29 protein-coding genes and 5 pseudogenes are annotated in these 23,807 nt (G+C 59.6%); 26 read left to right on the top strand and 8 right to left on the bottom strand.

Going from position 1 to position 23,807, the window contains the following annotated elements; all coding sequences use genetic code 11:
• Positions 1 to 298 precede the first annotated feature (298 nt).
• The 3 genes from YU3_RS0135075 to YU3_RS0135085 all read left to right on the top strand — a co-directional run bounded on the left by YU3_RS0135075 (position 299) and on the right by YU3_RS0135085 (position 1,229).
• Positions 299 to 526 carry a hypothetical protein gene (locus YU3_RS0135075; protein ID WP_027170501.1) on the top strand — a complete coding sequence of 76 codons (228 nt, stop codon included), beginning with the start codon at positions 299 to 301 and terminating at the stop codon, positions 524 to 526.
• Complete coding sequence (locus YU3_RS0135080) at positions 526 to 768, top strand: DUF982 domain-containing protein (protein WP_027170502.1); 243 nt, start codon at positions 526 to 528, stop codon at positions 766 to 768. Before YU3_RS0135075 ends, YU3_RS0135080 begins: the two co-directional genes overlap by 1 nt.
• Before the next feature lie 68 nt (positions 769 to 836).
• A complete protein-coding gene (locus tag YU3_RS0135085) occupies positions 837 to 1,229 on the top strand; it encodes a response regulator (protein WP_027170503.1) in 393 nt (130 codons plus the stop codon).
• Positions 1,230 to 1,277: 48 nt separating this feature from the next.
• Here YU3_RS0135085 and YU3_RS0135090 read toward each other — a convergent pair whose 3' ends face one another.
• On the bottom strand, positions 1,278 to 2,546 hold the full coding sequence (locus YU3_RS0135090; protein ID WP_036260477.1) for a diguanylate cyclase: 1,269 nt from the start codon (positions 2,544 to 2,546) through the stop codon (positions 1,278 to 1,280).
• Between the two features lie 390 nt (positions 2,547 to 2,936).
• Here YU3_RS0135090 and YU3_RS0135095 point away from each other — a divergent pair, with 390 nt between their 5' ends.
• The 5 genes from YU3_RS0135095 (at position 2,937) to YU3_RS41500 (ending at position 6,529) form a co-directional block, all read left to right on the top strand.
• A complete protein-coding gene (locus YU3_RS0135095; protein WP_027170505.1) occupies positions 2,937 to 3,383 on the top strand; it encodes a MucR family transcriptional regulator in 447 nt (148 codons plus the stop codon).
• Positions 3,380 to 3,616, top strand: coding sequence for a hypothetical protein (locus YU3_RS0135100; RefSeq protein ID WP_027170506.1), 237 nt, complete (start codon positions 3,380 to 3,382; stop codon positions 3,614 to 3,616). Before YU3_RS0135095 ends, YU3_RS0135100 begins: the two co-directional genes overlap by 4 nt.
• Before the next feature lie 404 nt (positions 3,617 to 4,020).
• Positions 4,021 to 4,458 (top strand): DUF2267 domain-containing protein, encoded by a 438-nt coding sequence (locus YU3_RS0135110; protein ID WP_027170507.1) that lies wholly within the window; start codon positions 4,021 to 4,023, stop codon positions 4,456 to 4,458.
• A 20-nt stretch (positions 4,459 to 4,478) separates the two neighbouring features.
• Positions 4,479 to 5,828 carry an erythromycin esterase family protein gene (locus tag YU3_RS0135115; protein ID WP_027170508.1) on the top strand — a complete coding sequence of 450 codons (1,350 nt, stop codon included), beginning with the start codon at positions 4,479 to 4,481 and terminating at the stop codon, positions 5,826 to 5,828.
• Between the two features lie 272 nt (positions 5,829 to 6,100).
• A complete protein-coding gene (locus tag YU3_RS41500; protein ID WP_198021778.1) occupies positions 6,101 to 6,529 on the top strand; it encodes a hypothetical protein in 429 nt (142 codons plus the stop codon).
• Here the strand turns inward: YU3_RS41500 and YU3_RS41135 are convergent.
• Positions 6,484 to 6,987, bottom strand: a complete 504-nt coding sequence (locus YU3_RS41135) for a hypothetical protein (RefSeq protein ID WP_156913715.1) — start codon at positions 6,985 to 6,987, stop codon at positions 6,484 to 6,486. The genes YU3_RS41500 and YU3_RS41135 overlap by 46 nt on opposite strands.
• Before the next feature lie 351 nt (positions 6,988 to 7,338).
• Between YU3_RS41135 and YU3_RS0135130 the strand changes: the two genes are divergently transcribed.
• From YU3_RS0135130 to YU3_RS0135145, 4 genes are all read left to right on the top strand, one after another.
• Positions 7,339 to 7,647: a DUF982 domain-containing protein gene (locus YU3_RS0135130; RefSeq protein WP_027170510.1), complete on the top strand. Its 309-nt coding sequence runs from the start codon at positions 7,339 to 7,341 to the stop codon at positions 7,645 to 7,647.
• Positions 7,648 to 7,668: 21 nt separating this feature from the next.
• A complete protein-coding gene (locus tag YU3_RS0135135; RefSeq protein ID WP_027170511.1) occupies positions 7,669 to 7,953 on the top strand; it encodes a DUF982 domain-containing protein in 285 nt (94 codons plus the stop codon).
• 293 nt (positions 7,954 to 8,246) lie between these two features.
• Entirely contained in the window at positions 8,247 to 8,723 is a 477-nt protein-coding gene (locus tag YU3_RS0135140; RefSeq protein ID WP_027170512.1) for an Hsp20 family protein, read from the top strand.
• A 96-nt stretch (positions 8,724 to 8,819) separates the two neighbouring features.
• A complete protein-coding gene (locus YU3_RS0135145) occupies positions 8,820 to 9,329 on the top strand; it encodes an Hsp20/alpha crystallin family protein (protein ID WP_027170513.1) in 510 nt (169 codons plus the stop codon).
• Between the two features lie 321 nt (positions 9,330 to 9,650).
• On the opposite strand, the gene YU3_RS0135150 is transcribed toward YU3_RS0135145, so the two are convergent.
• Positions 9,651 to 9,869, bottom strand: a complete 219-nt coding sequence (locus YU3_RS0135150) for a hypothetical protein (protein ID WP_027170514.1) — start codon at positions 9,867 to 9,869, stop codon at positions 9,651 to 9,653.
• Positions 9,870 to 10,037: 168 nt separating this feature from the next.
• Between YU3_RS0135150 and YU3_RS0135155 the strand changes: the two genes are divergently transcribed.
• Both YU3_RS0135155 and YU3_RS0135165 read left to right on the top strand, forming a co-directional pair.
• Entirely contained in the window at positions 10,038 to 11,498 is a 1,461-nt protein-coding gene (locus tag YU3_RS0135155; protein WP_245273746.1) for a winged helix-turn-helix domain-containing protein, read from the top strand.
• 1,488 nt (positions 11,499 to 12,986) lie between these two features.
• Positions 12,987 to 13,196: a hypothetical protein gene (locus tag YU3_RS0135165; protein ID WP_245273747.1), complete on the top strand. Its 210-nt coding sequence runs from the start codon at positions 12,987 to 12,989 to the stop codon at positions 13,194 to 13,196.
• A 117-nt stretch (positions 13,197 to 13,313) separates the two neighbouring features.
• Here YU3_RS0135165 and YU3_RS0135170 read toward each other — a convergent pair whose 3' ends face one another.
• A complete protein-coding gene (locus YU3_RS0135170) occupies positions 13,314 to 13,667 on the bottom strand; it encodes a DUF768 domain-containing protein (RefSeq protein ID WP_027170518.1) in 354 nt (117 codons plus the stop codon).
• A gap of 212 nt (positions 13,668 to 13,879) precedes the next feature.
• Positions 13,880 to 14,221 (bottom strand): annotated as a pseudogene (locus tag YU3_RS42035) (helix-turn-helix domain-containing protein); the annotation flags it as partial.
• A 720-nt stretch (positions 14,222 to 14,941) separates the two neighbouring features.
• Here YU3_RS42035 and YU3_RS38405 point away from each other — a divergent pair.
• Positions 14,942 to 15,288 (top strand): annotated as a pseudogene (locus YU3_RS38405) (recombinase family protein); the annotation flags it as partial.
• Positions 15,289 to 15,373: 85 nt separating this feature from the next.
• A complete protein-coding gene (locus YU3_RS0135185; RefSeq protein ID WP_027170519.1) occupies positions 15,374 to 15,832 on the top strand; it encodes a MucR family transcriptional regulator in 459 nt (152 codons plus the stop codon).
• Between the two features lie 317 nt (positions 15,833 to 16,149).
• On the opposite strand, the gene YU3_RS0135190 is transcribed toward YU3_RS0135185, so the two are convergent.
• Entirely contained in the window at positions 16,150 to 16,395 is a 246-nt protein-coding gene (locus YU3_RS0135190) for a hypothetical protein (RefSeq protein WP_156913716.1), read from the bottom strand.
• Positions 16,396 to 16,561: 166 nt separating this feature from the next.
• Here YU3_RS0135190 and YU3_RS0135195 point away from each other — a divergent pair, with 166 nt between their 5' ends.
• From YU3_RS0135195 to YU3_RS38410, 6 genes are all read left to right on the top strand, one after another.
• On the top strand, positions 16,562 to 16,849 hold the full coding sequence (locus YU3_RS0135195) for a hypothetical protein (RefSeq protein WP_027170521.1): 288 nt from the start codon (positions 16,562 to 16,564) through the stop codon (positions 16,847 to 16,849).
• The gene (locus tag YU3_RS0135200) at positions 16,849 to 17,229 is read left to right on the top strand and encodes a hypothetical protein (RefSeq protein WP_027170522.1); all 381 of its coding nucleotides are present in this window, start codon (positions 16,849 to 16,851) and stop codon (positions 17,227 to 17,229) included. Before YU3_RS0135195 ends, YU3_RS0135200 begins: the two co-directional genes overlap by 1 nt.
• A gap of 2 nt (positions 17,230 to 17,231) precedes the next feature.
• Positions 17,232 to 17,933 (top strand): SOS response-associated peptidase, encoded by a 702-nt coding sequence (locus YU3_RS0135205; protein ID WP_027170523.1) that lies wholly within the window; start codon positions 17,232 to 17,234, stop codon positions 17,931 to 17,933.
• A gap of 11 nt (positions 17,934 to 17,944) precedes the next feature.
• Positions 17,945 to 18,118 (top strand): hypothetical protein, encoded by a 174-nt coding sequence (locus YU3_RS41505; RefSeq protein WP_198021779.1) that lies wholly within the window; start codon positions 17,945 to 17,947, stop codon positions 18,116 to 18,118.
• A 188-nt stretch (positions 18,119 to 18,306) separates the two neighbouring features.
• Positions 18,307 to 18,600 carry a hypothetical protein gene (locus tag YU3_RS0135215; RefSeq protein ID WP_027170524.1) on the top strand — a complete coding sequence of 98 codons (294 nt, stop codon included), beginning with the start codon at positions 18,307 to 18,309 and terminating at the stop codon, positions 18,598 to 18,600.
• Entirely contained in the window at positions 18,597 to 18,923 is a 327-nt protein-coding gene (locus YU3_RS38410) for a hypothetical protein (RefSeq protein ID WP_245273748.1), read from the top strand. The genes YU3_RS0135215 and YU3_RS38410 overlap by 4 nt, the downstream gene beginning before the upstream one ends.
• A gap of 124 nt (positions 18,924 to 19,047) precedes the next feature.
• Here the strand turns inward: YU3_RS38410 and YU3_RS42040 are convergent.
• Positions 19,048 to 19,224 (bottom strand): annotated as a pseudogene (locus tag YU3_RS42040) (ATP-dependent DNA ligase); the annotation flags it as partial.
• 245 nt (positions 19,225 to 19,469) lie between these two features.
• On the opposite strand from YU3_RS42040, the gene YU3_RS0135230 reads away from it, so the two are divergent.
• Entirely contained in the window at positions 19,470 to 20,120 is a 651-nt protein-coding gene (locus YU3_RS0135230; RefSeq protein WP_027170526.1) for an outer membrane protein, read from the top strand.
• Positions 20,121 to 20,599: 479 nt separating this feature from the next.
• A pseudogene (locus YU3_RS41145) lies at positions 20,600 to 20,692 on the top strand (transposase); the annotation flags it as partial.
• Between the two features lie 12 nt (positions 20,693 to 20,704).
• Here YU3_RS41145 and YU3_RS0135235 read toward each other — a convergent pair.
• Complete coding sequence (locus YU3_RS0135235) at positions 20,705 to 21,169, bottom strand: DUF2231 domain-containing protein (protein WP_027170527.1); 465 nt, start codon at positions 21,167 to 21,169, stop codon at positions 20,705 to 20,707.
• A 1,189-nt stretch (positions 21,170 to 22,358) separates the two neighbouring features.
• Between YU3_RS0135235 and YU3_RS38415 the strand changes: the two genes are divergently transcribed.
• On the top strand, positions 22,359 to 22,973 hold the full coding sequence (locus YU3_RS38415; protein WP_245273749.1) for a DUF309 domain-containing protein: 615 nt from the start codon (positions 22,359 to 22,361) through the stop codon (positions 22,971 to 22,973).
• Positions 22,974 to 23,243: 270 nt separating this feature from the next.
• Positions 23,244 to 23,709 (top strand): annotated as a pseudogene (locus YU3_RS0135245) (MucR family transcriptional regulator).
• The last annotated feature ends 98 nt before the right edge of the window (positions 23,710 to 23,807 follow it).

Genomic DNA, 23,807 nt, shown 5'->3' on the forward strand with positions numbered 1-23,807 from the left:
TCGGCCCGGCTGGCGGCTCAATGGACCACAGGCGGCGAACATCTCCTTGCGGAGATAAATCGAATCCCTAGTGGCTGAGTAGGCCTTGCCGTTGAGCGCAATCCAGCATCTGGCAAAGAGCGTGCTCTGGCTGGATTCCAATGTCGCGCGCTTGTGCCACGTTGGTCTTCGGCTTCTCGGAGGTGAACGCCATCGAGGCCGGTACTGACCTGTTGCTTTGTACGATTCCGACTCTTGTTTTTCCGGGAAAGTGCGCCAAAGAATGCGATTTGAAGTTCTGTCTCTTTGGGAGGAAGGGATGGATATTCAGTCGCCCCTGTGGCCTGAGCAACCAGCCAATGAGCTGGTTCATGAAGCCCTCAAGGGCTCCCAAGCCGGCGAGATAATTTCCGTGAAGGCGACCATCGCAATGGTGCGCGAACGCGGTCCTCATCTTCGTGAGACTGACTGCCAGCTGGTCGAAATGATCGTTGATGTAGCCGTCAGACAGGGGCTGTTCATCGCCTTCGATGTTCGAGAGGCGTGATGCCCCACTCTTGGTTCAACCCTCCGGTTTATGTGAAGACCGACCGCCCGGGGTTCCGCCTTGGGATCAGCCGTGTCGATACTGCCGTCGAAGAACTCCTGAAATGGCCCAGTCGTGGCCCCAGATGGCGACTGGCGGCGGAGGCTTGCCTGTCGGCGCTGGATGGCAAGATGCCGAGTGACGAGTTCCGTGTGCTGTTTGAGGACGCCGCTAAGGAGGAGGAAATGCTGCTGCCCGGTTAGCAAGTTTGGGAACGTTCGGAGCCTGCGACCGTTGGCGGTCGGGGAAATCACTTACGAAGCAGGCTCCAATGCCGTCGGGCTCCGTCCTGATAGTCGAAGATGAGAGTATCATCCTCTTAGACATCGAAAGCTCCCTCCGCGAGGCTAGGTTTGAGGTGATCGCCATCTATAAAGGGATCGATGCCATTGCGGTCTTTGATCGTGACCCAGAGGGCATTGCGGCTCTGGTGGCGGACATAAGGCTTGGAGACGGTCCAACCGGGTGGGACGTAGCCCGGCACCTGCGAGGTACCAATCCCACCTTGCCGGTCATCTACATGAGCGGCGACGGCGCCGACGATTGGCCGTCGCTTGGGGTACCAAATAGTCTCATGATAGCCAAGCCCTTCGTCATGCCACAGATCATTACCGGGCTGGCAACTCTCCTCAATCAACAAGGCGTGGAACAGCACTCTGGTTGAGGGGAGCCGCCCTATGGCGGCCTTCCAGTCAACGGACTCCGTTTCCAGCTAGCGCGTCGCTGGCCTTCTCGGTGTCATCAGCGTCCCGTGTTTGAGCCCGGTTGGTTCCGGCCCGTACAGCAGCACCCGGTTTCGGCCCGTTGCCTTTGCGAGATAGAGGGCTTCGTCGGCTTGGCGCTGCAACTGCTCGGGCGAAGTGGCCTCTTCAGACGCTTGAACCGCGACTCCGATGCTCACGGTAACGTGGCGTGATAGGCGGGATCCAGGGTTGGGCAGACCGGCGTCCTCAACGCTTTTGCGAATTCTCTCGGCCACTGAGATGGCCTCTTCCTCATCCACCGCAGGCAGGAGCACCAGGAATTCTTCGCCACCGTACCGGGCCACTTGATCGCAATCCCGCCTGACGCTTTCCTGGATGATGGTCGCGACCTTGACCAGACAGCGGTCACCCTCGGCATGGCCGAGGTGATCATTCAGCTTCTTGAAATAATCAATGTCGCACATCAGCATCGCTGCGCCGTCCAGGCACCGTTTGTCGCTCCCCCACAAATGGTCGAGCGTTTCGGTCATCCAGCGCCGGTTGGCGATGCCTGTGAGCGGATCGGTCTTCGCCAGAAGTTCCAGTCGGTCATTAGCTTTGGCTAATTCGGCGACCCTGCGCCGGTCGCGAAGCTCGAACAAGAAAGTCTTCTGAGCAAGAATTGTCATGATGCGGCGCGCCACGACCGTAGCGAAGATACCGCTGGCGAAGAACAGCGTCGCTGCAACAGCGCTCCCAAATTCGATGCTGGGGTTCCGCAGTTGGAAGGTCAGATAAAGACCGAGCGCCATGGCGGCAATGGTGACGGTCCAAGCCAGCGGGATGCCGAAGATGATTACGGCAGTAATGGCCACGAAAAGCATGATGTTCAAATGCCGTTCGTAGAATTCGCCGCCCGCGCTTACGCCGACGAGCGCAACCGACAACAAGATGAGGAACATGCCTGCGATTAGCGATGCCCCCTGAATCCAAGGCGCCTGCGGCTTTCGCCAGAGAAAGACGACGACCACGGCTACCGGCGGAATGATAGCTGCGGGCAACAGCATAGACTCCGCGATAGCGGTTGGAAGCATCAGCATATTGAGCGCTAGGGTCAGAACATCCAGCAAAGCCACCCAGACCATCCACGCGCGGATGATCTTCGCTGTTTGCGACCAGATACGGGCTCGGAACAGAAGTTTGACCCCGCCTTTGAGGCGGATATCGCGCGTGCGCATCGCCAAAAGCCGGTCCACCTCGGCAGCGACGGCGGGGGCATCTTCCACATCAAGGTGCATCCGATCTGCCACAATCAGTCGTTGCTTGAGCTGCTTTCTTCCGAACATCTCCGAGCCATCCAATCATTGCCAACGAGGAAGGATGCCGGGTTATGCTGAAGATTTTGTTTCTAGCAGGGGCTAACCCTATATTCGCCGCGCCGAAGATCAACGAATGTGTTAGCCGCAGATTGGATGCAGTCCAGCGGCGCGAGGCCATCGGTGAGTTCCGGCGGTTACGAAACGAAGCGGTCGCCGCACGGGTCTGCAAGGCGCGGAGCCGTTTGATACTCATCCCACCTTAGCCGGTTGCGACAACAAAAATTTAGCCTCGCGGGTAATAGCCTAGGAGGCTTCTTGCGCCATCTGCGTTTCCCAATACCAAAGCGATAGTGCAAAGGAGTGTCAAAATTGACCGAACCGACAGAATGGAACAATCAGCTAATCAGCCTAACGGCAGACGTGGTTTCCGCCTACGTGAGCAACAATCCCGTTCCAGCGGCCGGCCTTTCGGACTTGATCGGGTCTATCCATTCTTCACTGTCCGGTCTTGGCAAAACGGCTACGGCCGATCAGCCGCAGCAAGAGCCCGCAGTAAATCCAAAGCGGTCGGTGTTCCCGGACTACATCGTCTCTCTCGAGGACGGAAAGACGTTCAAATCGCTGAAGCGTCATCTTCGCGCCCAGTACGGCATGACGCCGGAAGAGTACCGCGAAAAGTGGGGCTTGGCGCGCGATTATCCCATGGTCGCCCCGAACTATGCTGCTCAGCGGTCTGCACTCGCCAAGTCGAGCGGGCTGGGTCGCAAGGCTACGAAGCCGACCAAGAAGGCACCGGCCAAACGCGGAGCAAAATGAAAGCGCTCTGCGCTGCATGCCTTCAAGTGGTCGGCGGCGCTTTTCTAGTCGTCGCCTTGCTTCAGTGGGTCACGTATGAGTATCCGGACCTCAATCCGTTTATGCCCGGCGCCATCTTCGCACCCGGGATGCTGTCGCAGCTGTTTAATTGGATCTTCGTTTGCCTTCTCGGAACCACAGGAGCGGTATTGATCGGTTTTGCTCGCAGCTGGCAGCAGCAGCGACGTAGCTAGGGCTCAACGTTCGTCCCACCAAATCACGCGTTTTTCCATCGGATTTCCCTCAGGCGCCGGAATTTGATGGTAACCAACTCCTGCCCGTGGGCATGGAAGAGTTCAGCCGACATCCGTTCATTTTTCCCGCAGCCTCTGTCGCTCGTGACACGAAACTCCGCATCGCGGCAGGCTTAGCGCGGCAGATGACGAGACGAACATCGACCTTGGTTCGCGCCTTCCGCTGTGGTGACAAGGAGCTTCGCCATGCGGAACCGGCGACCGGAGTCTTCGCTGCATGAGCCGCTATACGGCTGAACGACCTGCTAAGCCCAGGCAATTCGCCGGACTGACGAAACAATCCCCGCGGTCGCGTGTTCTATGCGTGAACGGGCGGGCGGGCGATATTCGTCAGGGAGGCGACGATGAGCGCAACCGGCCTCGAGGTTTTCGACAAGACGTTACGGACAACCAATATCTGGCTGAACCAGATCATGGGCGACCTCGGTCCCGACCGACAGGTGGCCTGGCATACGCTCGGCGTTGTCCTGCGCGCCCTGCGTGACAGGTTGCCGCTGGAACTTGGGGCCAATCTGGCAGCCGAACTGCCGCTCCTGATCCGGGGCGCCTACTACGACCAGTACAAGCCGTCCAAATTGCCGGTCCATGATCGCTCGGTCGAAGAGTTTCTCCAGCGCGTGGCGGACGAATTGAAGAGTGGAAGGCCCGTCGACGCCGCAGATGCGGCGAGATCCGTGTTCAAGACCCTCGCTCATCATGTCGATCTCGGCCAGTCGGCGAAGGTGCGCGATGCCCTGCCGAAAGACATCCAGGCGCTGTGGCCGGACAGCGTCGGCGCGTAGGACCCGATAAGGAGGATGTCATGTCCGATCTGTCTTACACGGATGCGGAACAGGTCCGGGCAGAAGGCGCGGCCGAGGCCGCTGCTCTCGTCAGGAGCGCGTGTGTGCACCTTCCGCCTCCGGAGCGGCCCGACATATTCGCGGACGCGTTCGACCGCTTTGCAGGCGCGCGCATAGTGCTCCTTGGAGAAGCCACCCACGGCACCGCCGAATTCTACCAAGTTCGCGCGGCGATCACACAGCGACTGATCGAACGGCACGGCTTCAACATCGTGGCCGTCGAGGCCGACTGGCCGGACGCAGGCCGCATCGACCGCCATGTCCGCCTTATGCAGCCGGGCACCTATGATGAGCAGGCCTTTGCCCGCTTCCCGACCTGGATGTGGCGCAACGAGGAAGTCGCCGCCTTCGTCGAATGGCTGCGCCGCCACAATGAAGGCCTGTCCGTGGCGAACCGGATCGAGTTCCGTGGCCTCGACGTCTATTCCCTGCGCGGTTCGATTGCGGCGGTGCTCGACTATCTGGGAAAAGTCGATCCGCCCGCGGCAAAGCGGGCGCGGCAAAGATACGGCTGCCTGACACCCTGGCAGAGAGAGCCGAGCTCGTACGGACGCGCGCTCACGATGAGCGAACACGACAGTTGCGAGGAGGAGGTCGTCGCACAACTGCGCGAAATGCTCGGCCGGAGACTGGAGTATGCAGCAAAGGACGGCGAGGCATTCTTCGACGCAGCCCAGAATGCGCGCATCGTGCAGGCGGCCGAGCACTACTATCGCATCATGTATCGCGGCTCGACCGAATCCTGGAACCTGCGCGACCGGCACATGTTCGACACGCTTCGGCATCTCCTGAGAGCGCGCGGGCCTGGCGCAAAGGCGGTGGTGTGGGCGCACAACTCCCATGTCGGCAACGCCGCGGCGACCGCGATGGGCTGGCAGGGCGAATTCAACATCGGCGAACTCTGCAAGACGGCTTACGACGACGAGGCCGTCTCAATAGGCTTCGGTACGGATCGCGGTACCGTCGCTGCGGCCGACGACTGGGACGGTGAGATGTGGGTCAAGAAAGTCGTCCCGGCGCGCAGCGATTCCTATGAGCGGGTCTTCCGGCAAACGGGCATCGCCCGCTTGCTGACGTATCTTGCCGATCCGCACAGACAGGACCTGCGCCAGGCGCTCTCTCGCCCACGGCTGGAGCGTGCGATCGGCGTGATCTACCGCCCCGAAACCGAGCTCTACAGCCACTACTTCGAGGCGGTGCTGCCCGAGCAGTTCGACGCCTTTGTCTGGTTTGAAGAGACCGGCGCGGTGACGCCATTGCCGACCGCTGCACGGCAGGGCATGCCGGAAACCTATCCGTTCGGAGTGTAGCGATGGTCGCCCCGGTCGCATACGATATCGAAGAAGCCACAATCGGACCGATGGCCTCGCCAGCTTGTTCGGCGTGCTCGAGGCCGGACGCGGCATCGTCATCTTCGCCCATGGCAGTGGCAGCGATCGGCTCAGCCCGCGGAACAACCATGCGGCAACGGCTCTTCGCAGCGTCGGGCTGGCAACTCTTCTCCTTGATCTCCTGACGCCGTCGCAAGAACAGGATAGGCGCAACCGTCTTCGACATCGGCCTGCTTGCGTCGCGGCTGACGATGGCGACACATTGGGCTGCCTCGGATGAGAGCACCGAAAATCTCGTTCCGATTTATTTTGGCGCCAGCACGGGCGCCACCGCAGCGCTGACGGCGGCCTCGCATCGGGATGCGCAAGTCGCTGCCATCGTGTCCGCGGCGGTCGGCCCGATCTGGCGATGGACGGTTTGCCTGCTGTGCGCGCCGACCCTGCTTCCGGTCGGCAGCTTGGACAGTGCGGTAATCGAATTGAACCAGTGCGCGCTTGGCGCTGCGTATCGTAAAGCAGTTCGAGGTCATCGAAGGCGCGCAGGACATCTCTCCGAAGAACCGGGCACGCTCGGCGAAGTGGTGAAGCACGCCACGAACTGGTTCCTGTGCAACGGCCCGGACCGGATCAAGACTCAAAGATCGGAGAGCAGCGGGACGCAAGCTGGCGGAGGCGCCTGACGGACTTGCCGGGTCCGACCCGCTCGTCCTTGCGCTTCCGCGCGGTGACGTTCCAGTCGCCTTAGGTCGCGAATGCGCTCCATGCGCCGCTCGACTTTCTGCTGGTGCCCAAGATCGGCGCACTGGGTCACTCGGAATGCGGCATCGGCGCGGTCGTCGACGAGGCGAATCCGCAACTCGTGCCCAACGAAGAGGTCACGGCGATAGTCCGACCCGACTCCGGCTACATCGACGCCGAAAAGCACCGCCAGCTTGCCGAGATCGAGCGCCGGAGAAGGCTCTATCTCGGAAACCGACGGCCCGTTCACGTCAGTGGCCGAACGGTCGTCCTGGTTGACAATGGCATCGTCACCGTAGCGACGGTCCGGCTTCGCACATCGTGCTGCGGTTCCGGTCGCTCCTCGCGATACACTGGACATCATCAGCGACGACGCGGACCAGGTGATCTGCCTCGGCACACCCGAGCATTCCTTGGCGGTCAGCGTGCCGCTTGCGGAACGAAAAGGCCTTTCAAGGCTTCCTCTCTGTGTGTCGGGGAACCCGCCCGGCTGGGCCGGGCGGGGCCTTGTCGCCTGAGCGCCTTCCGCCCTGAAGGGCGAGGCCAAGGAAAACGAATGGCGATGGCATCCGTTCCTTTAATCCGACCCGCTTGCCGTCATTATCGAGGTTGAGATTTCCAGCAATTTTGGGACTGCCACCATCCGGTCTTGACGCTGGAAATCGGCCTTCACATATTTTTCGCAGGTCGCCGCCGCTCGGTGGGGCGACCATCGCCAAACTCTGAAATCGTTCAACAATTGGAGGTTTCTATGAGCGAGAGAACATTCGAGAGCCCCGTTTTCGTGAGAGCCGCGGAAGGTCTCATCCAGGAAATAGCCTGCCTCGAGGATGCCTTCGACTTTCTCGATGAATGGCCGTCGCACCGGCGCGGCGTGATCTACGAGACCGCAAAGCGGGCATGCTGCCGGGCCTTCGACGGCAGTGTGCCGTTGAAAGTCGCTCGCGACGCGTTCGCCGGCTTTGCCCGTTCGGTGAAAATCTTGGAGGATGTCGCCACTGCGATGCCTTGGATGGCCGGCGGGAAGACGGGCCAGCCCGGCGGCGTTGCCGCCGCCTGACCATTTCGGAGGGAGGAAACGATGCTTTCCCAACCTTTCGAAAAGCCCGTTCGCGTTTGGGTCGGGCTTGGTTTTCCGCGGCAGTTGAACTCCGTTGCCGATGCATACCAGTTCGTCACGGACTGGTGTGGCAATAGTCCGGAGCAAAAGGCGGCGATCCGCGCCTGCAAAGCTGCGCTCGTCGGCGACATCGACGCAGAGACCGCGCGCGGCATTCTCGTGCAGTTCGCCAGAAAGAAGGACATTCTGGTGGAAGACGGAACGACGCCGCCAGTCGAAACCATAGAGAATGCGTTGCACGCCTGATCAGCAGTCGACTGCGGGGCGATAGCCATCGGCCGCCGCCCCGCATCGCATCCGAAGCGCGCCGCAATTCCGTGGCGCAGCACAATCTTGAAGATCGATACCTATCCGCCTGGCATTCCAGCCAGGACATTTACGGGCGGACTAAGCAGACTGCATTTTCAAACCTTGAACGGCTAAATCGCCTAACTAAATCGTAAAATGCCGAGGCCCATTGGGGACCGGCACGTCGGGCGGATGCAAAAAAGCGTCCGACGACCACCTTGTACCCATGTTGCTCAAAGGAGGATGTGGCTATGAGAAACACTTTCGACTTCACCCCCCTGTTCCGGTCGGGCATTGGCTTCGACCGAATGTTGAACGCGCTCGAAGCCGCCAGCCGCGTGGAGACCGTCGACAACTGGCCTCCCTACGATATCGCCAAAAAAGGCGAGGACGACTACCGCATCACCATGGCGGTAGCCGGCTTCTCGCAGGACGAGTTGGACATCACCCAGGAGCAGAACATGCTCATGGTGTCCGGCCAGAAGGCAGGCGAGGACAGTGCCGAATACCTGCATCACGGCATTGCCGAGAGGGCCTTCCGTAGGCGCTTCGAACTGGCCGACCATGTCAAGGTCGTGAATGCCAGCCTCGTCAACGGTCTGCTGACGATCGATCTCAAGCGCGAGATTCCCGAAGAGATGAAGCCGCGCCGGATAGAGATCGGCAGCGTTAAGGCAAAGCCGAAAGCCGAGGCGAAGCAGATCGAGGCCGACAAGCAGGCAGCCTGAGCCTATCTGCTGACCCGTCAGGATCAAGGCGCCGGACGATGTGTCCGGCGCACCGGAAAGTATTGTAATCCATGAACGAACATAAGGAGACGAACTATGAGTGTCCGTGATCTTATTCCCTGGAACCGTGGCAACGGCGACCAGCTTCCCAGCGTCTTTCGGGACAGTGATCGTGACCCGTTCCTGTCACTGCATCGTGAGGTGAACCGACTGTTCGACGACGTGTTCCGCGGCTTCGATTCTAGCCTGCCGGCCTTTGGCAGAGCTTCTTCCTTCGGCGGCGGCTGGCCGAGCGTCGAGATTTCCGATGGCGAGAAGGCGGTCAAGGTGACCGCCGAGGTACCCGGCCTGGAGGAGAAGGACATCGAGGTCCTGCTCGACGAAGGCGTGCTGACGCTGAAGGGCGAGAAGCGTTCCGAGTCGGAGGACAAGGACAGGCAGTTCTCAGAGCGCTACTACGGCCGCTTCGAGCGCCGTATCCCCCTCGGTTACGAGATCGAGCAGGACAAGATCGACGCGCGCTTCAAGAACGGTGTGCTGACGGTAACACTGCCGAAGACCGCGAAAGCGCAGTCGCAGGCCAAGCGTATCGAAATCAAGCACTGAGGCAGTGGTGTCGACGGCGACCCAAGCCGCCGCCGACATCGTCTTTCGCCAAAAATGGGCCACGGGTCGTGGGCGTTGCCCTTAAATGGCAGCCGGAACTCGGCCCCGAAGCAGCGGGCCGGCCGAGGTGGAGATGCGCGTCGTCGAGGTGACCTGGGACGGCAAACCGGCGCTCGTTGCCAATCTTCGCGATAGCTCCGCTCGCCTTGCACAGCAAGAACGGCAGCGACAATCGAAAAAGCTCGAAGCACAACGGCGGCGGCCGCTCTGGGTGCGCCGACTCCAAGATCAAACCCGGGGTGCCCGGCTTGCCTTGGTGGCTCACCAACTGGGATCTCGGCCTTCGAGGTCATCGTCCGGGGCGGCCTGCGGCTGGCGATGAATACTGGCGTAGGGGGCCAGATAGACCGACCTGAGCGCATCGCCCCACAAACCGGATATGGCGTTGAGCGATGCGCCGATTGCAAGCCTCGGAAAGCCTAGCCGCGCCAGGATGAGGCGTCGGCGGGCAGTCGGGGCTGTGGTGGGGATGTCAGTCATGATGTCCTCCTGTGACGGTGAGAATGACACCGCTTCCCACTCAGGTCCTTGGCTCGAACCTGAAAAGTCCTGAACAGGCCTGAAGTTCGCCTTCAGGGTCATCTTGGATTACCTTGGCTGCGAGGGACGGGTTCTTGGCCGATGGACTTGGAGTTTGGGAACTATCGTTTGAAACGCGCCGAACGGCAGTTGCTGGGGCCGCAAGGTCCGGTGGAGCTGTCGGCTCGTTCCTTTGACATCCTCGCCATGTTGCTCGACAGGCCGAATGAGGTGATCGGCAAGACCGAGCTTTTCGATGCCGTCTGGCCCGGCGTGGTGGTGGAGGAGAACACGCTGCAGGTCCACATTTCAGCGCTGCGAAAGCTGCTGTCTGCCGAAATGATCGCAACGGTGCATGGTCGCGGCTATAAATATGCCGGTCCCAAGCCCTTCGCGGCTACGGCAGATGCGACGGCGTCGTCCAGACCGTCCATCGCCATACTTCCCTTCGACAACATGAGCGGTGACCCGGAGCAGGACTATTTTAGCGACGGAATTACTGAAGACATCATCGCTGAGCTTGGCAAGTTCAAGGAGTTTCTGGTCATTGCACGGAACTCCTCTTTCCAGTTCAGAGGCAAGGGCAAAGACGTGGCCGAGGTGGCAAAGAAACTTGGCGTGCAGTACGTCGTCGACGGTAGTGTGCGGAAGATCGATAACCGCGTGCGGATCACCGTGCAGCTAACCGATGCATCCTCGATGGCTCATATCTGGGGCGAACGCTACGACCGGGAACTCGACGACATTTTCGCCATACAGGACGAAATCACCCAGATGATTGCGGCCCGTCTGGCCCGACAGACCAGAACCGCGATTGCGTCGCGCGCCAGGTCCCGGCCTACCGACAACATGTCGGCCTATGAGTTTTACTTGCGGGCGCTGCAACTTGCAGCCGTTTATGACACGGTGCTCGAAGCGGAACCGTTTCTGCGCCAAGCGGTAAAGCTCGATCCGCGGTTTGCTGCCGCCTACGCCATGCTCAGCTTTGTGGAGTCTATCAAGTACTATTGGGACTACAACAATCCCGGTCATTTGCATTCCGGACTGGAGATCGCAAGAACCGCATTGGGCCTTGATCCTGACGAAGCCTATGGGCATCTCGCCACCGGCTTCGCTCACTTGTACTTACGCCAATTCAGGCAAGCTGAAATCAGCCTTGACCGGGCGGTTGCGCTCAATCCGAACGATCCGTTCATTCTCAGCATCCGCGCTATTTTCCTCAATCACACGGACAGGCCGGAGCAAGGGCTTGATGAAATCACCGAAGCCCAGCGTCGCGACCCGTACGCCGTGGGATGGTATGACGACTTTCGTGGCGTCTTGCTGACGACGGCCGGGCGATATCGCGAGGCGGCTGACTGTTATGCGAAAGTCGTGACAGTGACACCTTGGTCGCTCATTCGCCTTGTCGTCTGCCATTCCGAACTCGGCGAAATCAAGCAAGCGCAAGACGTCCTAGCAAAGGTCAAGGCACACTATCGCGGGCTAAGCCTCGACCAGATCATCGATACGGAAGTGGACTTCTACCAGGACGCTACCGTATGCGTTCGCTACCGCGCGATCCTGGAGCGCATTGACGATCAAGAATAAGCTGCTCCCAGGCCGGAGCGCTCCATGAGTTCACGGCCTCGCGTCCAGCGTCTTGATCTCCTCGGCGGGGAATTTGCGCACCGCTAGGGAGATCGCCATAGCCGGGACCTCTCCAATGTGACGGTGCTGGTCGCGGCCGATCCGCGGCTGGAGCGTCGATCTCACCAACAAAGCTGAGGCCAAGATCGATGTGACCAGCTTGGGAAATGGCCATCCAGTTCGTGGCCAACGCCTCGGTGCTTGGATACGATGTCCGCGGGGCTATGGTCTTCTATGGCGAGCCGGGTACGCCCAGCCTAAGGGCGAGAGAGTGCGAACGGTGTGGGCGCAATTGGCGGCGCTCTCCTTCGACCGTAGCCGCTCGTGCGTCTGGGCATGCTGGCATCGCAAACGCTTGTGGCTACGTTGGATTACGGCAGCCCGTTCGAAGCGGCTTTGGAGCGCGCTCGATTTTTTTGCAGAGCCGGGTGCAAGACTATCATAGTTAATTGTGGCCGTCGGTGACCTAGCGTAATCGATGGCCATCAGCAGCTTTTCAACAGAGAGCGGTATGTTGTACCCGGGTCGATTTTTAGGGCCGAGCGATATCGTGATGCTTGCCCAAGTTTGTCAAGCCGTTTGCAAAGAGCGCGGCGTACTCCCTGCTTCCCACGACGGAGAGCGTATAGCTGCGCACGTCCTAAGACTGTTCATGAACGGCTTGACTGGGGAGACTGAACTGCTCGAGGCTGAGAGGAACTGGGCTCGACGGCCTCACCTGTCGTTCCAGCACATTCCTGTCAACGACCGCGACACGAGAGAGGCCGCCTAGTTCTCCAGGGACTGTGGTCTTAGCGCGCGCGTCTTTGGTCCCGGCCAGGAAACAAACCGGCCGCCGCAGCATTAAGGCGAACTGGCGGACAAAGATCCCTCGTCAGCTGATTGGATGTCCGCATCTCGCTCACTCTGGCGGGCATTCCTCCAAGGCGCGAGCTGGAGACAACAATGTCGATATCGGACGAGTTGCGGGACGTGAGCATTCAGTATGACTGCCCTAACTGCCGTCGCCCCATCGTCAAAACCGGTTCGTGGTTCAAGTCGGTAAGCACCTTCAGGTGCGAGGCCTGCGGGACCCAAGTTCGGCTCGGCTACTCGACCAAGCTGGCCCTTTTCCAAAGTCATCGACAGTCCGCCCCGTCAGGAGTTCGACCGTGCGTTTGAGCGCATGCGATTCCTGTCCTGAGTCATGGACGTGTCGCCGAACAGGGCAACACCTCGGGACCGCCGCTACTTCGGCAAATGACAATGTGGACCGGCATCGCGGCGCCTCCGTCGCCATCGAGCTCATTTCCACCAATGATGATTTTGTGCCGGTTGCCGGGCGTGACGAGAGATTGGGCATCGCCATGCTCGTGGGCATGACAATCAGCATCTTTATTGGCCCAGTCATGTCTGCGGTGCTCATGCTTTGCGTTTGGCACACAACGTTGGCTGTTAATGGAGGCAATCATGATCGAAACGTCCAGAACCTTGGAAACCAAGGTGACGCATCTGCAAGAGAGAATGCAGGCGGCTAACATAAGCATCGACGACATGCAGGCCTTTCAAAGGGTCGCCGATGTTTTGGACAATGGTCATGGCAGCATTGATGTTGATGACCTGATCGCTCTGTCGTTTGTGACGCCGATGGACCCGGAAGACCTTCAGTGCTCGGCGTAGATGAGGGCTAATCATTTTCGGCTGTTTGTCTGCTGGCGCTGCTGAAACCTAGGCTGCCTTGCCTCCAGGGCTGACAGCCGTCTTTCCGCCATGGAATTCTGCCAGTGTTTGCCGCCCCTAGTGCTGTTCACGCAGGAAATGGGCCTCACGCAGCAGCGAGGCCCAATCGGTCCCTACGCGCTCGATAAGGTCTCGAGCTTCTGTCTCGGTTATGCCCGCCTCTCTCGCCAAGCGACCCGCTAACACTTTGAGGCCCGCTTGGTCGGCCTCAACCAAGCCACTTCCTCTATGTTGCATCGCTTCAGATATCAGGTCGAAGACGCTGTCGACTTCCTCGTTGATTTCGTCCGCGCTGATGCCTGCGCGACTGGCCGCTTCCATCATCTCATTGACGAGATCGCTGATGGCCGCCGGATCATCGGTGATCACGTTCGGCAGATGCTCAGCCATCCACTGGTGAAGGAACTTCATGCCGCGAGTGCTCATCAAGCTCTACGCATGCGAGGCATATTAGGTTCCGCTTGATTACCGACAGACGCTACCGCTACCTTATGCGACACTGTTATAGGACAGCGGCGCCGGTTTGAGCATCGATAGGCTTTGCCCGTGGGAGCGAGGGGGGTGTCGCACCCTGTTCCTTGTGGCCGCCGTTATCGCGTTGGCGGTAAATGGTGGGCTGTTGGTCAGCCGAGCAGAAGCGCGTATTCGGCTTCCGCCTGCCCATAGTAGCCGTCGGCAATACCGACCAGATCATCCCGGTCGCGAATGGCAACCTCGCCGCGCCGGGACCAGATGAGGCCGCGTCCTTCCAGAATTTGCAGGGCGATGGTGACGCCGGGGCGCCTGACGCCGAGCATGACGGCCAGGAAATGCGTCACCGTGATGTCGCTCCCGACAGTCCGGTCGTCGCACATCAGCAGCCATCTGGCGAGCCGGTCCTCAAGCTTGCCCCGGACGTTGCTCAAGGCCGTCGATCTGGTCTGGATGTGAAGGTAATGGACATAAAGCAGCAGGAAAGCGCGTAGCGCTACCGGCGGCGGCCCAAAACGCGCTGGCGAGCCCGTAGGGCCAATTTCAGGGCGCGTCGCCACGCTGGCGAGCTTTCGGGCGTTGGCTGAGGCGCCCAGCGGTCCCCTGCTCACCCCTTCGACAGGATTGTCTCCCAAGCGGTAACCGGCTGCCTTTGCCCAATCCAGGACGGTCGCGATCCGCTGGCGAACTCGCCTTGCTGTTTCAGGCTTGGTCAACCAGATGGGCGAGAGCACTCTGAGCACGTCGGGGGTTCCGATCGCATCTACCCGATAATCGCCGATAATCGGACGCATACTGAGTGAGGGTGTTGATCCACTGCTTCGCGTGCTTGGGGTTCTTCCAACTTACCTCATGCTCGGAATGGACGGTCTCAGCCGCGGCCTGAAAAGTTGGGACAACCTTGCGGGCCTCGCGCCTAGTCGCAAAGGGATCCCCGCCTTCACGCGCCACCTTGCGATAACTCAGGGCCGCCGCTCTCTGCGCCACTTTGACTACTAGCTTATTGAAATAGCTGATAATTTGTTGGTAGCCTTAGAAAGACCCCTCATTTTACCCACATTTCTGATCGGATCTTATCGGTCATCGATGGATGCCGAGGGACGGCCAGGGCAGGTTGTCGGCGGCAGTTTGTGGCGCAACGACAGCATCGGGTTTCGGCCAAATTCGACCGTGCCGGTCGTATCTTGTCGCGCAAGTGGCTTTTAAGAGCCTCGCTCGGGCGTGATACCCGTGACGTGCTCAACCTGATCTACGAATGCGAGCAGAAGGACGCTTTCGTCACGGTGCTTGATCCTTATGTCTCAACGCGAGGCGAAATGGGGCACATCGTGCTGACAGTACTCGGAATGGTCGCGCAAATGGAACGACGATTCATCAAAGAACGCCAGCGGGACGGATCGAGCAAGCTAAACGTGACGGCGTCTACAAGGGCGGAAAGCAGCGCCTTGATCGTAGCCGTGTGATGGCCCTACATGCTGATGGGCTTGGTCCAGCCGGAATAGCGAAGGCAGTCGGCTGCTCAAGGATGCAAGTCTACCGAATCATTCAAGCCAGGCTATAACAACGCCAACAAAAGATCACGATATCCCTTTCTCAGCAAAGCCGGTAAAGGGTAGGTTCAGGCATTATCCATCGGGAGTTATTTCATGTCGGAAGAGATTGAGGACGGCCAAACCCTTTTGATCGGGCTAACCGCGGACATCGTATCGGCCTACGTCAGCAACAACCCTGTGCCGGTTGCGTCGCTCTCGGACCTGATTGCCAGTGTAAATTCATCACTATCAAAGATCAGGCAGCCAACTGAGCCTGAGAGGCAGGCGCAGACTCCAGCGGTGAACCCGAAGCGGTCGGTGTTCCCCGACTACATCATCAGCCTCGAGGATGGAAAAAAGTTCAAGTCCCTGAAGCGGCACCTGATGACCCACTACAATCTCACACCAGAGGAATATCGTGAGAAGTGGGGCCTGGCGCGCGACTATCCGATGGTGGCTCCCAACTACGCTGCGCAGCGATCGGAGTTGGCGAAGGCGAGCGGGCTCGGGCGGAAGGCACCGGCGAAGCCAGCGAAAAAAGCTCCGGCAAAGCGATCAGCGGCCCGCGGCTGACTAAATGACGGGCGCTGATGATCTCAGCGCCCGTGCCAACGCTAGGGCTTAGTTGCCGCCGTCACGGCTGTCTGCAGAGCGGTCTCCGCAACGCGAGCCGTCAGAGGCCGTGTCGTAGTCGTGTTGGCAGTTGCCAGCAAACGAGGATGCTGAGACCGAAAGAGATCCAAGCAAAATTGCAAGCGCCAAAAGACTCTTCATAGGAACCCCCTTTACCCGATATTGGGTCCGGGACCCTGATCTCATTTTTTGGAGGCGGTCAACTTCCTCCCGGCGCGCGCCCTTACATCGGCATTTTATGGTGAACATGGCGTTGGTTATTCATCGCGCCAGATCACCCGCTTCTCCCACCGGATTTCGACAAGGCGTCGGAAGCGGATCGTGTGGGCCTGTTCACCAGTAGCGTGGAATAGCTGCGCACCCATCCACTCGCGGCCACCACACCTCTGGCAGCGGACTTTCTGCCGGACCTCGTCAATCGTGACGTTGCCGATCACCTCCCGCAACTCGAGCGGCTTGTAGTAGCGCGTGACATTGCAGCGCGCGCAACGGATGCCGGCCACCTGCCCCGCATCATGGGCATGCGTCAAAGTCCAGGGGGCACCTCTCGGCCACTTCTCAGATTGCTCGGGCATCTCCTGAAATGAGGAACATATTCCTGTGACGTCAAGGGGCTCTTGACTCTGATGTTCCTATTTTGTTCACTACAGGCAAAACGGAGACATTCCCATGAAACCGATGCGTGCAACTGAAGCCGAACAGCCCGAGATATTCGCCACAGTGAAGCGCGAGATGCCCGACATCCGCCGCGCTGTTGCAAAGATGGTCAAGCCACTGCGCGGTTTGTCCGACGTCAGTCAGAAGCAAGCTATTACGGAACTGACAGCGGCCTGGATTATGGCGATCTACCCGGACGATCTGGATTTGGCGATTTCACTTTCTGATGCGATGCGCGATCAGACTGACATTCACTTACAAGAAGCGTGGAGGGTGCGCGGTCGGCAAAAGCAGCACTGATGGTCAGGCGGAGCAGAGGCCGGCCGGCGCCGACTATCGTCGATCGTGAATGGCCTCATCAAATCGCTCTGCCCGACGACCTCTGCACGGCACGCAACTACACGCTGATCCGCCAGTTCTGCGATGATCATGGCTTCGATCATTGGATACGCAAGGTGCAAGCGATCTGGCCAGACGGCCGCTATGAGGAATGGCGACTGCATTGCTTTCGCGATCCCGCCGCGGCGGAGGCTTTCCGCGCCCACTTCGGCGGCATAGTGTTCGACCCGGCGAGGGACCGCGAGGACGGTCGCGCGCTCGGCGTCTGGCGGCGCCAGGGCGCCTACGAGCGAATTCTGGAATTGGGGCCGCTGAGCGTACCCAAAGCCCTGCGGAGCTAGATATGTGCAACCTCTACAACATCACGACCAGTCAAGAAGCTATCCGCCAGTGGACGCGCGCCATGCGCGACATTTCCGGCAATCTTGAACCCTCTCTAGATATCTATCCCAACACCCCCGGCCCCGTGGTGCGCAATGGCCTCGACGGCCAACGCGAGCTTGCCCGGCTGCTATGGGGAATGCCGTCACCGCCCGAGCGGGTGAAGGGCAAGGCGGACTATGGCACCACGAACGTTCGCAAGACGAACTACTTCCATTGGCAGCCGTATCTTGGAGTCGAACACCGTTGCGTGGTGCCAGTGACGAGCTTCGCGGAGCCCAGCCCGGTCGATGTGAAAGACCCCGAGACAGGCATCAAGAAGAACTATTGGTTTGCGTTGAACGAGGACCGCCCGTTGTTCTTTTTTGCCGGTCTCTGGACACGGTGGCACGGGATGCGCAAGGCGAAGGATGATCCAGCTGACCATGAGGTCTACGGATTTCTGACAACAGAGCCCAACGCCCTTATCGCGCCGATCCATGAGAAGGCGATGCCGGTGATCCTGACCACGCCGGAGGAAACTGAAATGTGGCTCACAGCGCCATGGTCGGAGGCGAAAACGCTGCAGCGGCCGGCGCCGGACGACGCGCTGGTGATCGTCGACAAGCCGGCGACGCAGATCAAGATTCCCGCCGCGCCACCGGCGGAGGGTTCTTTGTTCTAGGGAGAACCGTTATGGACCAGATCATCACCTTGGACAGCCGCCAGGAGGCCGCACTGCAGAAGGTCGCCGACAAATTCGTCGCGCTGCACCATGGCAACGCCATGAAGGCGCTGAAGGAAATGATCGTGCTGAATGGTCGTCTGCAGGACCAGATCGACGCGCTGAAACGGCGGCAACACCAGTGAGCGACGAACCGGCCCGCTCAGGAGCGCCCGAACGGCCGCGATATCACGGGCCGCTCGGGCACATTTGCGAGCACGCTAGATGCGGCAAGGATGCCGGTTGGGGTTTCGCCCGGACCAAGGCAGCCGTCGCACTGGTTCTGCTTCGCGCACCGCGGCGAAGGTGAGAAATTCCTTTAGGAGCATGGCCGATGTCCCGTCATCCATTCGTGCATGAACTGGAAAGCACCGCCGACCACATCGCGGACGCTTCACGCGCCGATTTGCAGGTGCTGCTACGACGGGCCTCGTTAGTGCTCCGAAACGTCGGCGGGCTCAGTCTCGATACGCGCACCGACGAGATACTGACCGACTTGGCCGCCGAGATGGGCAAGGCCAAGCCGGATCTGGTGGAAACGATCGTTGGCGAGTGGCTGATGGCCAACGCCTATCTGCCGGTGCCGCGCCAGTTGGATGAAGAGAGCACCGTGGAAGGCAACGCATGATCAACCAGCCAAAACAGAAGCTCGATTACGCCGATCGGGAGATCGACTGCCAGGAAGCGATGGAGGCGGGATTTCAGGCCATCGTCAATTGCATGCTGGAGGCCGGCTGGCAGCGCAGCGAAGTCATGCGCTCCCTACGCTGTCTGATCGCGGCCGACAACGTGACGCAGAAGGAAAACGCCAAGGTCGAGGCCGAGTTTGGCAATAGCGAGGGCGATGATTCGCTCGGGAAAGGCACTCTAAAGAGGTGGGAGACTTCGCCTTTTGAATGCGCCCGGCTATTTCAGCAGGAGCGTATATTTATCGACAGCCGGTGCCCTTAGCACGAGTCCCCTTAGCTATCCCGCCGGTTAGGCCCGGTGGCCTTTGATCGCTCAAACTGACCAAGGCCTCCGGGCCGCTTGTCCTGGTTCGCCTAGCGAGCCAGCACTTAATGTTCGTCGCGGAGTCCTTCAGCGATGCATGGCGCAGTTTTTCCTCGCCTTTCAGGAACTTGACTCGGCCAACCAGACCGGGCTTAAGCCACTCCGCCTTCTCTTGGGCCAAGCCCTTCGGCGGCGGCGCGCCGACCTTGCACTGCACTCGGTCCCATAGGGCCAAGCGCTTGTCCGCTTTGAAGGTGACGAAGAGGTCGACCATCTCGACCGTGTAGGGGCGACGGCCGTATCGTCATGCAGCCGTGCCCATTCGCGCGCAAGATTGTGCGGCACACGCTACAGCTGTGGCTTCTATGCATCACCCGAGGAAATAGACCCGCCTTCGGATTGGCAGCATTGACAACGGAAGGCGTTCCGCGACATCGCTGTGTCGCTCGGGTGGTGACGTTGGGGCATTCATCCGGCATAAGCGTGGCAACAAAGGGTATTCCCGTGAAACAAATTCTTCTTGCAACCGTTCTCGTTCTCGCGACCGGCACCGCCTACGCGGCCGACGTTTTGCAGGAGGCGCCGGTTGCTGCTTCCTATGACTGGACCGGCGCATATATCGGCGTGAACGCCGGCGGCGGTTTCGGCACGTTTAAGCTTGATCCTACCGGCGGCGGCCCTGGTGGTTTCGACCTCAGAGCGAGTGGCTTCCTGGGCGGCGTTCAGGCCGGTTACAACTGGCAGGTTGGCCAATTCGTCTACGGCGTGGAAGCCGACTTCCAGGGTTCCGACATCAAGGCCGACATAACGCTCGGCGGCCCCTCTCTCGAAACGAAGGTTGACTGGTTCGGCACGCTGCGTGCTCGCATTGGTTACACGCCCGTCGACCGCTTCTTGGTCTATGGCACTGGCGGCTTGGCCTACGGTCACGAAAAGATTACTGCCCCTGGGCTCGACTTGTCCAAGACCAAGGTCGGCTGGACCGTTGGTGCGGGCGCTGAATACGCCATCACCTCGAATTGGTCGCTCAAGTCTGAGTATCTTTACACGGACCTGGGTAAGGCGACGTTCACACCCGCAGGTGGTGGTGGTGTTGGTGTCGACGTCAAAGTCCCCTTCCACACCGTTCGTGTCGGTCTGAACTACAAATTCTAGGTTTTTCGGCGGACCTCCAAGAAGCCCCGGCGAATTTGTCCGGGGCTTTTTTGTTGAGCTGCCGGGCTCAGCACTTAGGGATCGTCGCGCGAAAGATTGTGCGCCGTCCCTGCAGATGGGTTCGGGAGCTGATGGCTCTTGACCTTTTCAAGGGTCGGGGCAGAGTAGGCCGTGGGAAAAGGGGGTCCTCAAATGCACGCCCTTTACCGGGCCGGAGACCCCATCAGATCCGGGTGTCAACATGGTTATACTTGCTCGTTCGGTCTGCATCCCGCACATCCATTACTTCAGATTCAAATTGCTGAAAGCCGACTGACTGGCCGCTCCGGCGCGACCGGGCTCGTGGGGCGGCAAGCTGGATCGGGATAACGACGGCGTAGCGTGCGTGACTCTTTGCTGATAACGACCAAACAGGCGTTGCGATCAATCCGTCCCACATATTTTCCCACACAGAGAGCGCATTTTCGCCGCAGTGTCATGTGAAGGCACGCGGCCTCAAGGGCGTCGAATTGGTCGTGTCCGACGATCATGCCGGCCTGGTCGCGGCGATCGGCGAGGTGATCCCGGAAGCCGGGGGCGGAATTTTAGCGCAGCTCATCCGAACCGTCAGCGACACCCACGCGATGCCGATAGACCATTTCCCAGCCCTTCCACCCTGTAAACAGCAGGATCAGAACCACTATCAGCGACAGGATCAGCCCGGTGGGCACCACCGCAGCCTCCCCATGGGCATATCTGGAGTACCAGTTGTAAAGTTCGATCACGACGACGAGTACATTCCCCCCTGCATGAAGCCATGCCGTGGTGAGATTGCGAATTTGAACATCGCCTAAAACATCCGTAAGGCCGGCAAGAGCGGCCAAGGCGCCCATTATTAGGCCCGCCCCGAGGAGCCAGAGTGAACCGGTGACCCATCCCGGATTGCCCGTTCGCCAGAATATTAGGTCGCAAACGAATGTGGCAACGAAAAAGGCGATTGGGAACGGGATCAACATGGGATGAATTGGGTGGCCGCCGACGCTAGCAGTGCTGTGAGGGTTGTGGGTCATCGTGCCTCCAAAGCAGGTGACGCACTTGCGTCGACTCTGGACTGGCATTCAGAGGATCATAAACTTCTCAATGCCAGCTCGGGGTAACAGCCCGAGCTAAAGAGAACGTTGGGCTATGGCACAATGTTCCATACCTTGCCCAGGCGATGCTGTCGGCGGCCGCCTCATGCGATCATGCGCGCCAAGTATCAATGCTTGCTGGAAATTCCGGACAACCGACACCATCAACCGGAACCACCGAGGTCGAGGGCTATTCTGCGATTCACGGTCATCCTGTTGGAATGATTGTGTCCGGAGCCTCGATTCCTGTGAAAGACGGTGATCTATTCTTCGGGGCGCCCGCTGTTGTCGCCGCGCACGAAGCGGGCCGCTGCCAAGCTCGAAAGACAAACCGCCCATCGAGGTGACGCGCGGAACGTGCGCGCCCTGTTCCCATCGAAACTAAACCTCTATCGTACGGCAATGTCCGCTTTCCCAGGCGGCCAAGCTGCTCGGAATGATCGAGATTGGGCGCAAAGCTGCCGTTCCGACGTTCGCTAACCCTCCGATCCAATCCCGGATCAACTTAGGTAAAGGTGTTAGCAGCGGGCTGATTCCATCGGCCTATAGATTTGGCGACCAAGCATTCCCGTCATAGATCACCTTTGTAAAGGGCGTAACAAACTGTGTAACAAGTCCAGGAAAAGCTCAATCTTTTCAGTGCATAGAAAGTCGAAAGACGCTATTGCTGCATGAAGCGCGCGCCGGCGAGTCTTTTTGTGTCATCCAATTCGCTCGCCTGAGCGGATCTTCCTAGCAAATGATGTGTCCGCCTGGATCACAGAGCGGCTCGCAGTGCGGCACGTGCGGGCGATCCCTGCCAATTCGCAAGTTGGGCGGGTCACGCCATATTCATAGCCGCTGATGAGCCATTTCATCGCTCTTAGCGCGCAAGAAAAAGGCTAGGCTTGCAGAACCCGGCCAAGCAAAAAGTCAAAACCTCCAGAGGCGAACGCTGGACGCATTGGGAGGAGAACGCCCGACGCACAATGGCATATAGGTCTTCAAAGACGACATCTCAACGATATGCCAGTAGACCACGAGGCCAGATCATCTTGGTGCCACTTAAGCTTGTGAGCCCGGGCGTTGCCCAAAACCTCTTTTTGTCGGCGGGCGCTCCGGAGTGATCATCCGATCAGGATGTCACGGGGTGTGCTATACGGCTTTGATGGCCATTGGTTCGACGTTGCGCCGGCGCTGGCTGCCGGAAAAGAGCTTTCCATCCTATGCGTATTTGCCGGGCAGGCAACCGCATCCGGTGCGCGATCCCGCGGGGCACAGCTACAATAGCGAAGCCATGCTGTCGACGGCTGAGATCTCGCTCGATTCAGACACATTCCTCTGGGGTCTCGACCTCTTCAACCACGGCTATTACTGGGAAGCCCATGAGGCTTGGGAAGGTCTGTGGCAAGTTGCAGACCGAAACGCTCCGCTTCGGACGCTCTTCAAGGGATTGATCCTGTTATCGGCGGCCGGCGTGAAGATCCGCGAGGGCAAGCAGGCGGCGGCGATGCGTCATGCCGGACGCGCCGGGGCGCTTCTTCATCGGCTGATGAACACGGCCGATCATAGCTTCGAGCGTGCGCTTGGCATGTCACCCGCAGCGCTCGCCGAACACGCCGAAGCCGCGGCAAGGATCCCGGCGGCCTTGCAGGCGACAGCGCTCGGTCAGCCGCAACCCGTGTTTGAGTTCATTCTCGGACCAAGTTCCGGCGGAAGACCGATCAGCTTGCAAGAAAGAGTCCGTAGAAGACGCCAGGAATAGACTCGTCACTGACGAACGAATGCCAGGTTCCATTCACCTGGCCGAGTTTTGGCGGTTCGCGGGAATTTTGTCATGTTGTTTTCCGACTACAAAAGCTCGGCACGGCTAGACATCGGCCCCGGCGCCTGGCAGCCGATGAATCCCAACGTCGACGCGATTAGAATTAGCTTACGGCGATACTTTGGCTGCCGAGGCATTTATGCTTTCAGCGACCGCCATCAATATGTAGCAGGACTTCGCCCCTGTCTTTCAAGCCACCCGGAGAGTTTCATGACAGAAGAAGCCGATCACAATCTCGACAGGCCTCATCGAGCTTACCGCCGATGTCGTCTCAGCCTATGTCTCGAATAATCCAGTCCCGGTGGGCGATCTCCCCGCCCTGATCGGCCAAGTACACTCGGCTTTGAAAAGCACCGCCGGAGGCGTCTCCGTAGCAGAGCCGGAGGCTCTCAAGCCTGCGGTCCCGATCAGGAAGTCGGTAATGGCGGACTACATCATCTGCCTTGAAGACGGGAAGAAATTCAAATCGCTAAAGCGCCATCTTTCAACCCACTATGGGCTGACCCCGGACGAATATCGCGCCAAATTGGGCCTGGCGGCGGATTATCCGATGGTCGCGCCGAACTACGCCGCGGCGCGCTCGGCGTTGGCCGAGACCATGGGTCTCGGCCGCAAACCGAAAGAGGCGGAAACGCCGGCGGCGGCGAAGCGGACCCGCAAGAAGGTCGCAGCCTGACTTTATCGCGCAAGGGTCGCTCTGGAGCGCGCAGCTGCTTATCGGCATGATCTTCGCAGGATAGGAAAAGGCGGGGACTAATCCCCGCCTTACCTCGC

The sequence above is a fragment of the Mesorhizobium sp. WSM3224 genome (genome assembly GCF_000427725.1).
In the GTDB taxonomy this organism is placed as follows: Bacteria; Pseudomonadota; Alphaproteobacteria; order Rhizobiales; family Rhizobiaceae; genus Mesorhizobium.

What these genes read in the sequence shown, in the direction of transcription:
- YU3_RS0135075 (WP_027170501.1), top strand. Translation starts at nt 299, where the DNA reads ATGGATATTCAGTCGCCCCTGTGGCCTGAGCAACCAGCCAATGAGCTG.
- YU3_RS0135080 (WP_027170502.1), top strand. Translation starts at nt 526, where the DNA reads ATGCCCCACTCTTGGTTCAACCCTCCGGTTTATGTGAAGACCGACCGC.
- YU3_RS0135085 (WP_027170503.1), top strand. Translation starts at nt 837, where the DNA reads ATGCCGTCGGGCTCCGTCCTGATAGTCGAAGATGAGAGTATCATCCTC.
- YU3_RS0135090 (WP_036260477.1), bottom strand. Translation starts at nt 2,546, where the DNA reads ATGCACCTTGATGTGGAAGATGCCCCCGCCGTCGCTGCCGAGGTGGAC.
- YU3_RS0135100 (WP_027170506.1), top strand. Translation starts at nt 3,380, where the DNA reads ATGAAAGCGCTCTGCGCTGCATGCCTTCAAGTGGTCGGCGGCGCTTTT.
- YU3_RS0135110 (WP_027170507.1), top strand. Translation starts at nt 4,021, where the DNA reads ATGAGCGCAACCGGCCTCGAGGTTTTCGACAAGACGTTACGGACAACC.
- YU3_RS0135115 (WP_027170508.1), top strand. Translation starts at nt 4,479, where the DNA reads ATGTCCGATCTGTCTTACACGGATGCGGAACAGGTCCGGGCAGAAGGC.
- YU3_RS41500 (WP_198021778.1), top strand. Translation starts at nt 6,101, where the DNA reads ATGGCGACACATTGGGCTGCCTCGGATGAGAGCACCGAAAATCTCGTT.
- YU3_RS0135130 (WP_027170510.1), top strand. Translation starts at nt 7,339, where the DNA reads ATGAGCGAGAGAACATTCGAGAGCCCCGTTTTCGTGAGAGCCGCGGAA.
- YU3_RS0135135 (WP_027170511.1), top strand. Translation starts at nt 7,669, where the DNA reads ATGCTTTCCCAACCTTTCGAAAAGCCCGTTCGCGTTTGGGTCGGGCTT.
- YU3_RS0135140 (WP_027170512.1), top strand. Translation starts at nt 8,247, where the DNA reads ATGAGAAACACTTTCGACTTCACCCCCCTGTTCCGGTCGGGCATTGGC.
- YU3_RS0135145 (WP_027170513.1), top strand. Translation starts at nt 8,820, where the DNA reads ATGAGTGTCCGTGATCTTATTCCCTGGAACCGTGGCAACGGCGACCAG.
- YU3_RS0135150 (WP_027170514.1), bottom strand. Translation starts at nt 9,869, where the DNA reads ATGACTGACATCCCCACCACAGCCCCGACTGCCCGCCGACGCCTCATC.
- YU3_RS0135165 (WP_245273747.1), top strand. Translation starts at nt 12,987, where the DNA reads ATGATCGAAACGTCCAGAACCTTGGAAACCAAGGTGACGCATCTGCAA.
- YU3_RS0135170 (WP_027170518.1), bottom strand. Translation starts at nt 13,667, where the DNA reads ATGAAGTTCCTTCACCAGTGGATGGCTGAGCATCTGCCGAACGTGATC.
- YU3_RS0135185 (WP_027170519.1), top strand. Translation starts at nt 15,374, where the DNA reads ATGTCGGAAGAGATTGAGGACGGCCAAACCCTTTTGATCGGGCTAACC.
- YU3_RS0135195 (WP_027170521.1), top strand. Translation starts at nt 16,562, where the DNA reads ATGAAACCGATGCGTGCAACTGAAGCCGAACAGCCCGAGATATTCGCC.
- YU3_RS0135200 (WP_027170522.1), top strand. Translation starts at nt 16,849, where the DNA reads ATGGTCAGGCGGAGCAGAGGCCGGCCGGCGCCGACTATCGTCGATCGT.
- YU3_RS0135205 (WP_027170523.1), top strand. Translation starts at nt 17,232, where the DNA reads ATGTGCAACCTCTACAACATCACGACCAGTCAAGAAGCTATCCGCCAG.
- YU3_RS41505 (WP_198021779.1), top strand. Translation starts at nt 17,945, where the DNA reads ATGGACCAGATCATCACCTTGGACAGCCGCCAGGAGGCCGCACTGCAG.
- YU3_RS0135215 (WP_027170524.1), top strand. Translation starts at nt 18,307, where the DNA reads ATGTCCCGTCATCCATTCGTGCATGAACTGGAAAGCACCGCCGACCAC.
- YU3_RS38410 (WP_245273748.1), top strand. Translation starts at nt 18,597, where the DNA reads ATGATCAACCAGCCAAAACAGAAGCTCGATTACGCCGATCGGGAGATC.
- YU3_RS0135235 (WP_027170527.1), bottom strand. Translation starts at nt 21,169, where the DNA reads ATGACCCACAACCCTCACAGCACTGCTAGCGTCGGCGGCCACCCAATT.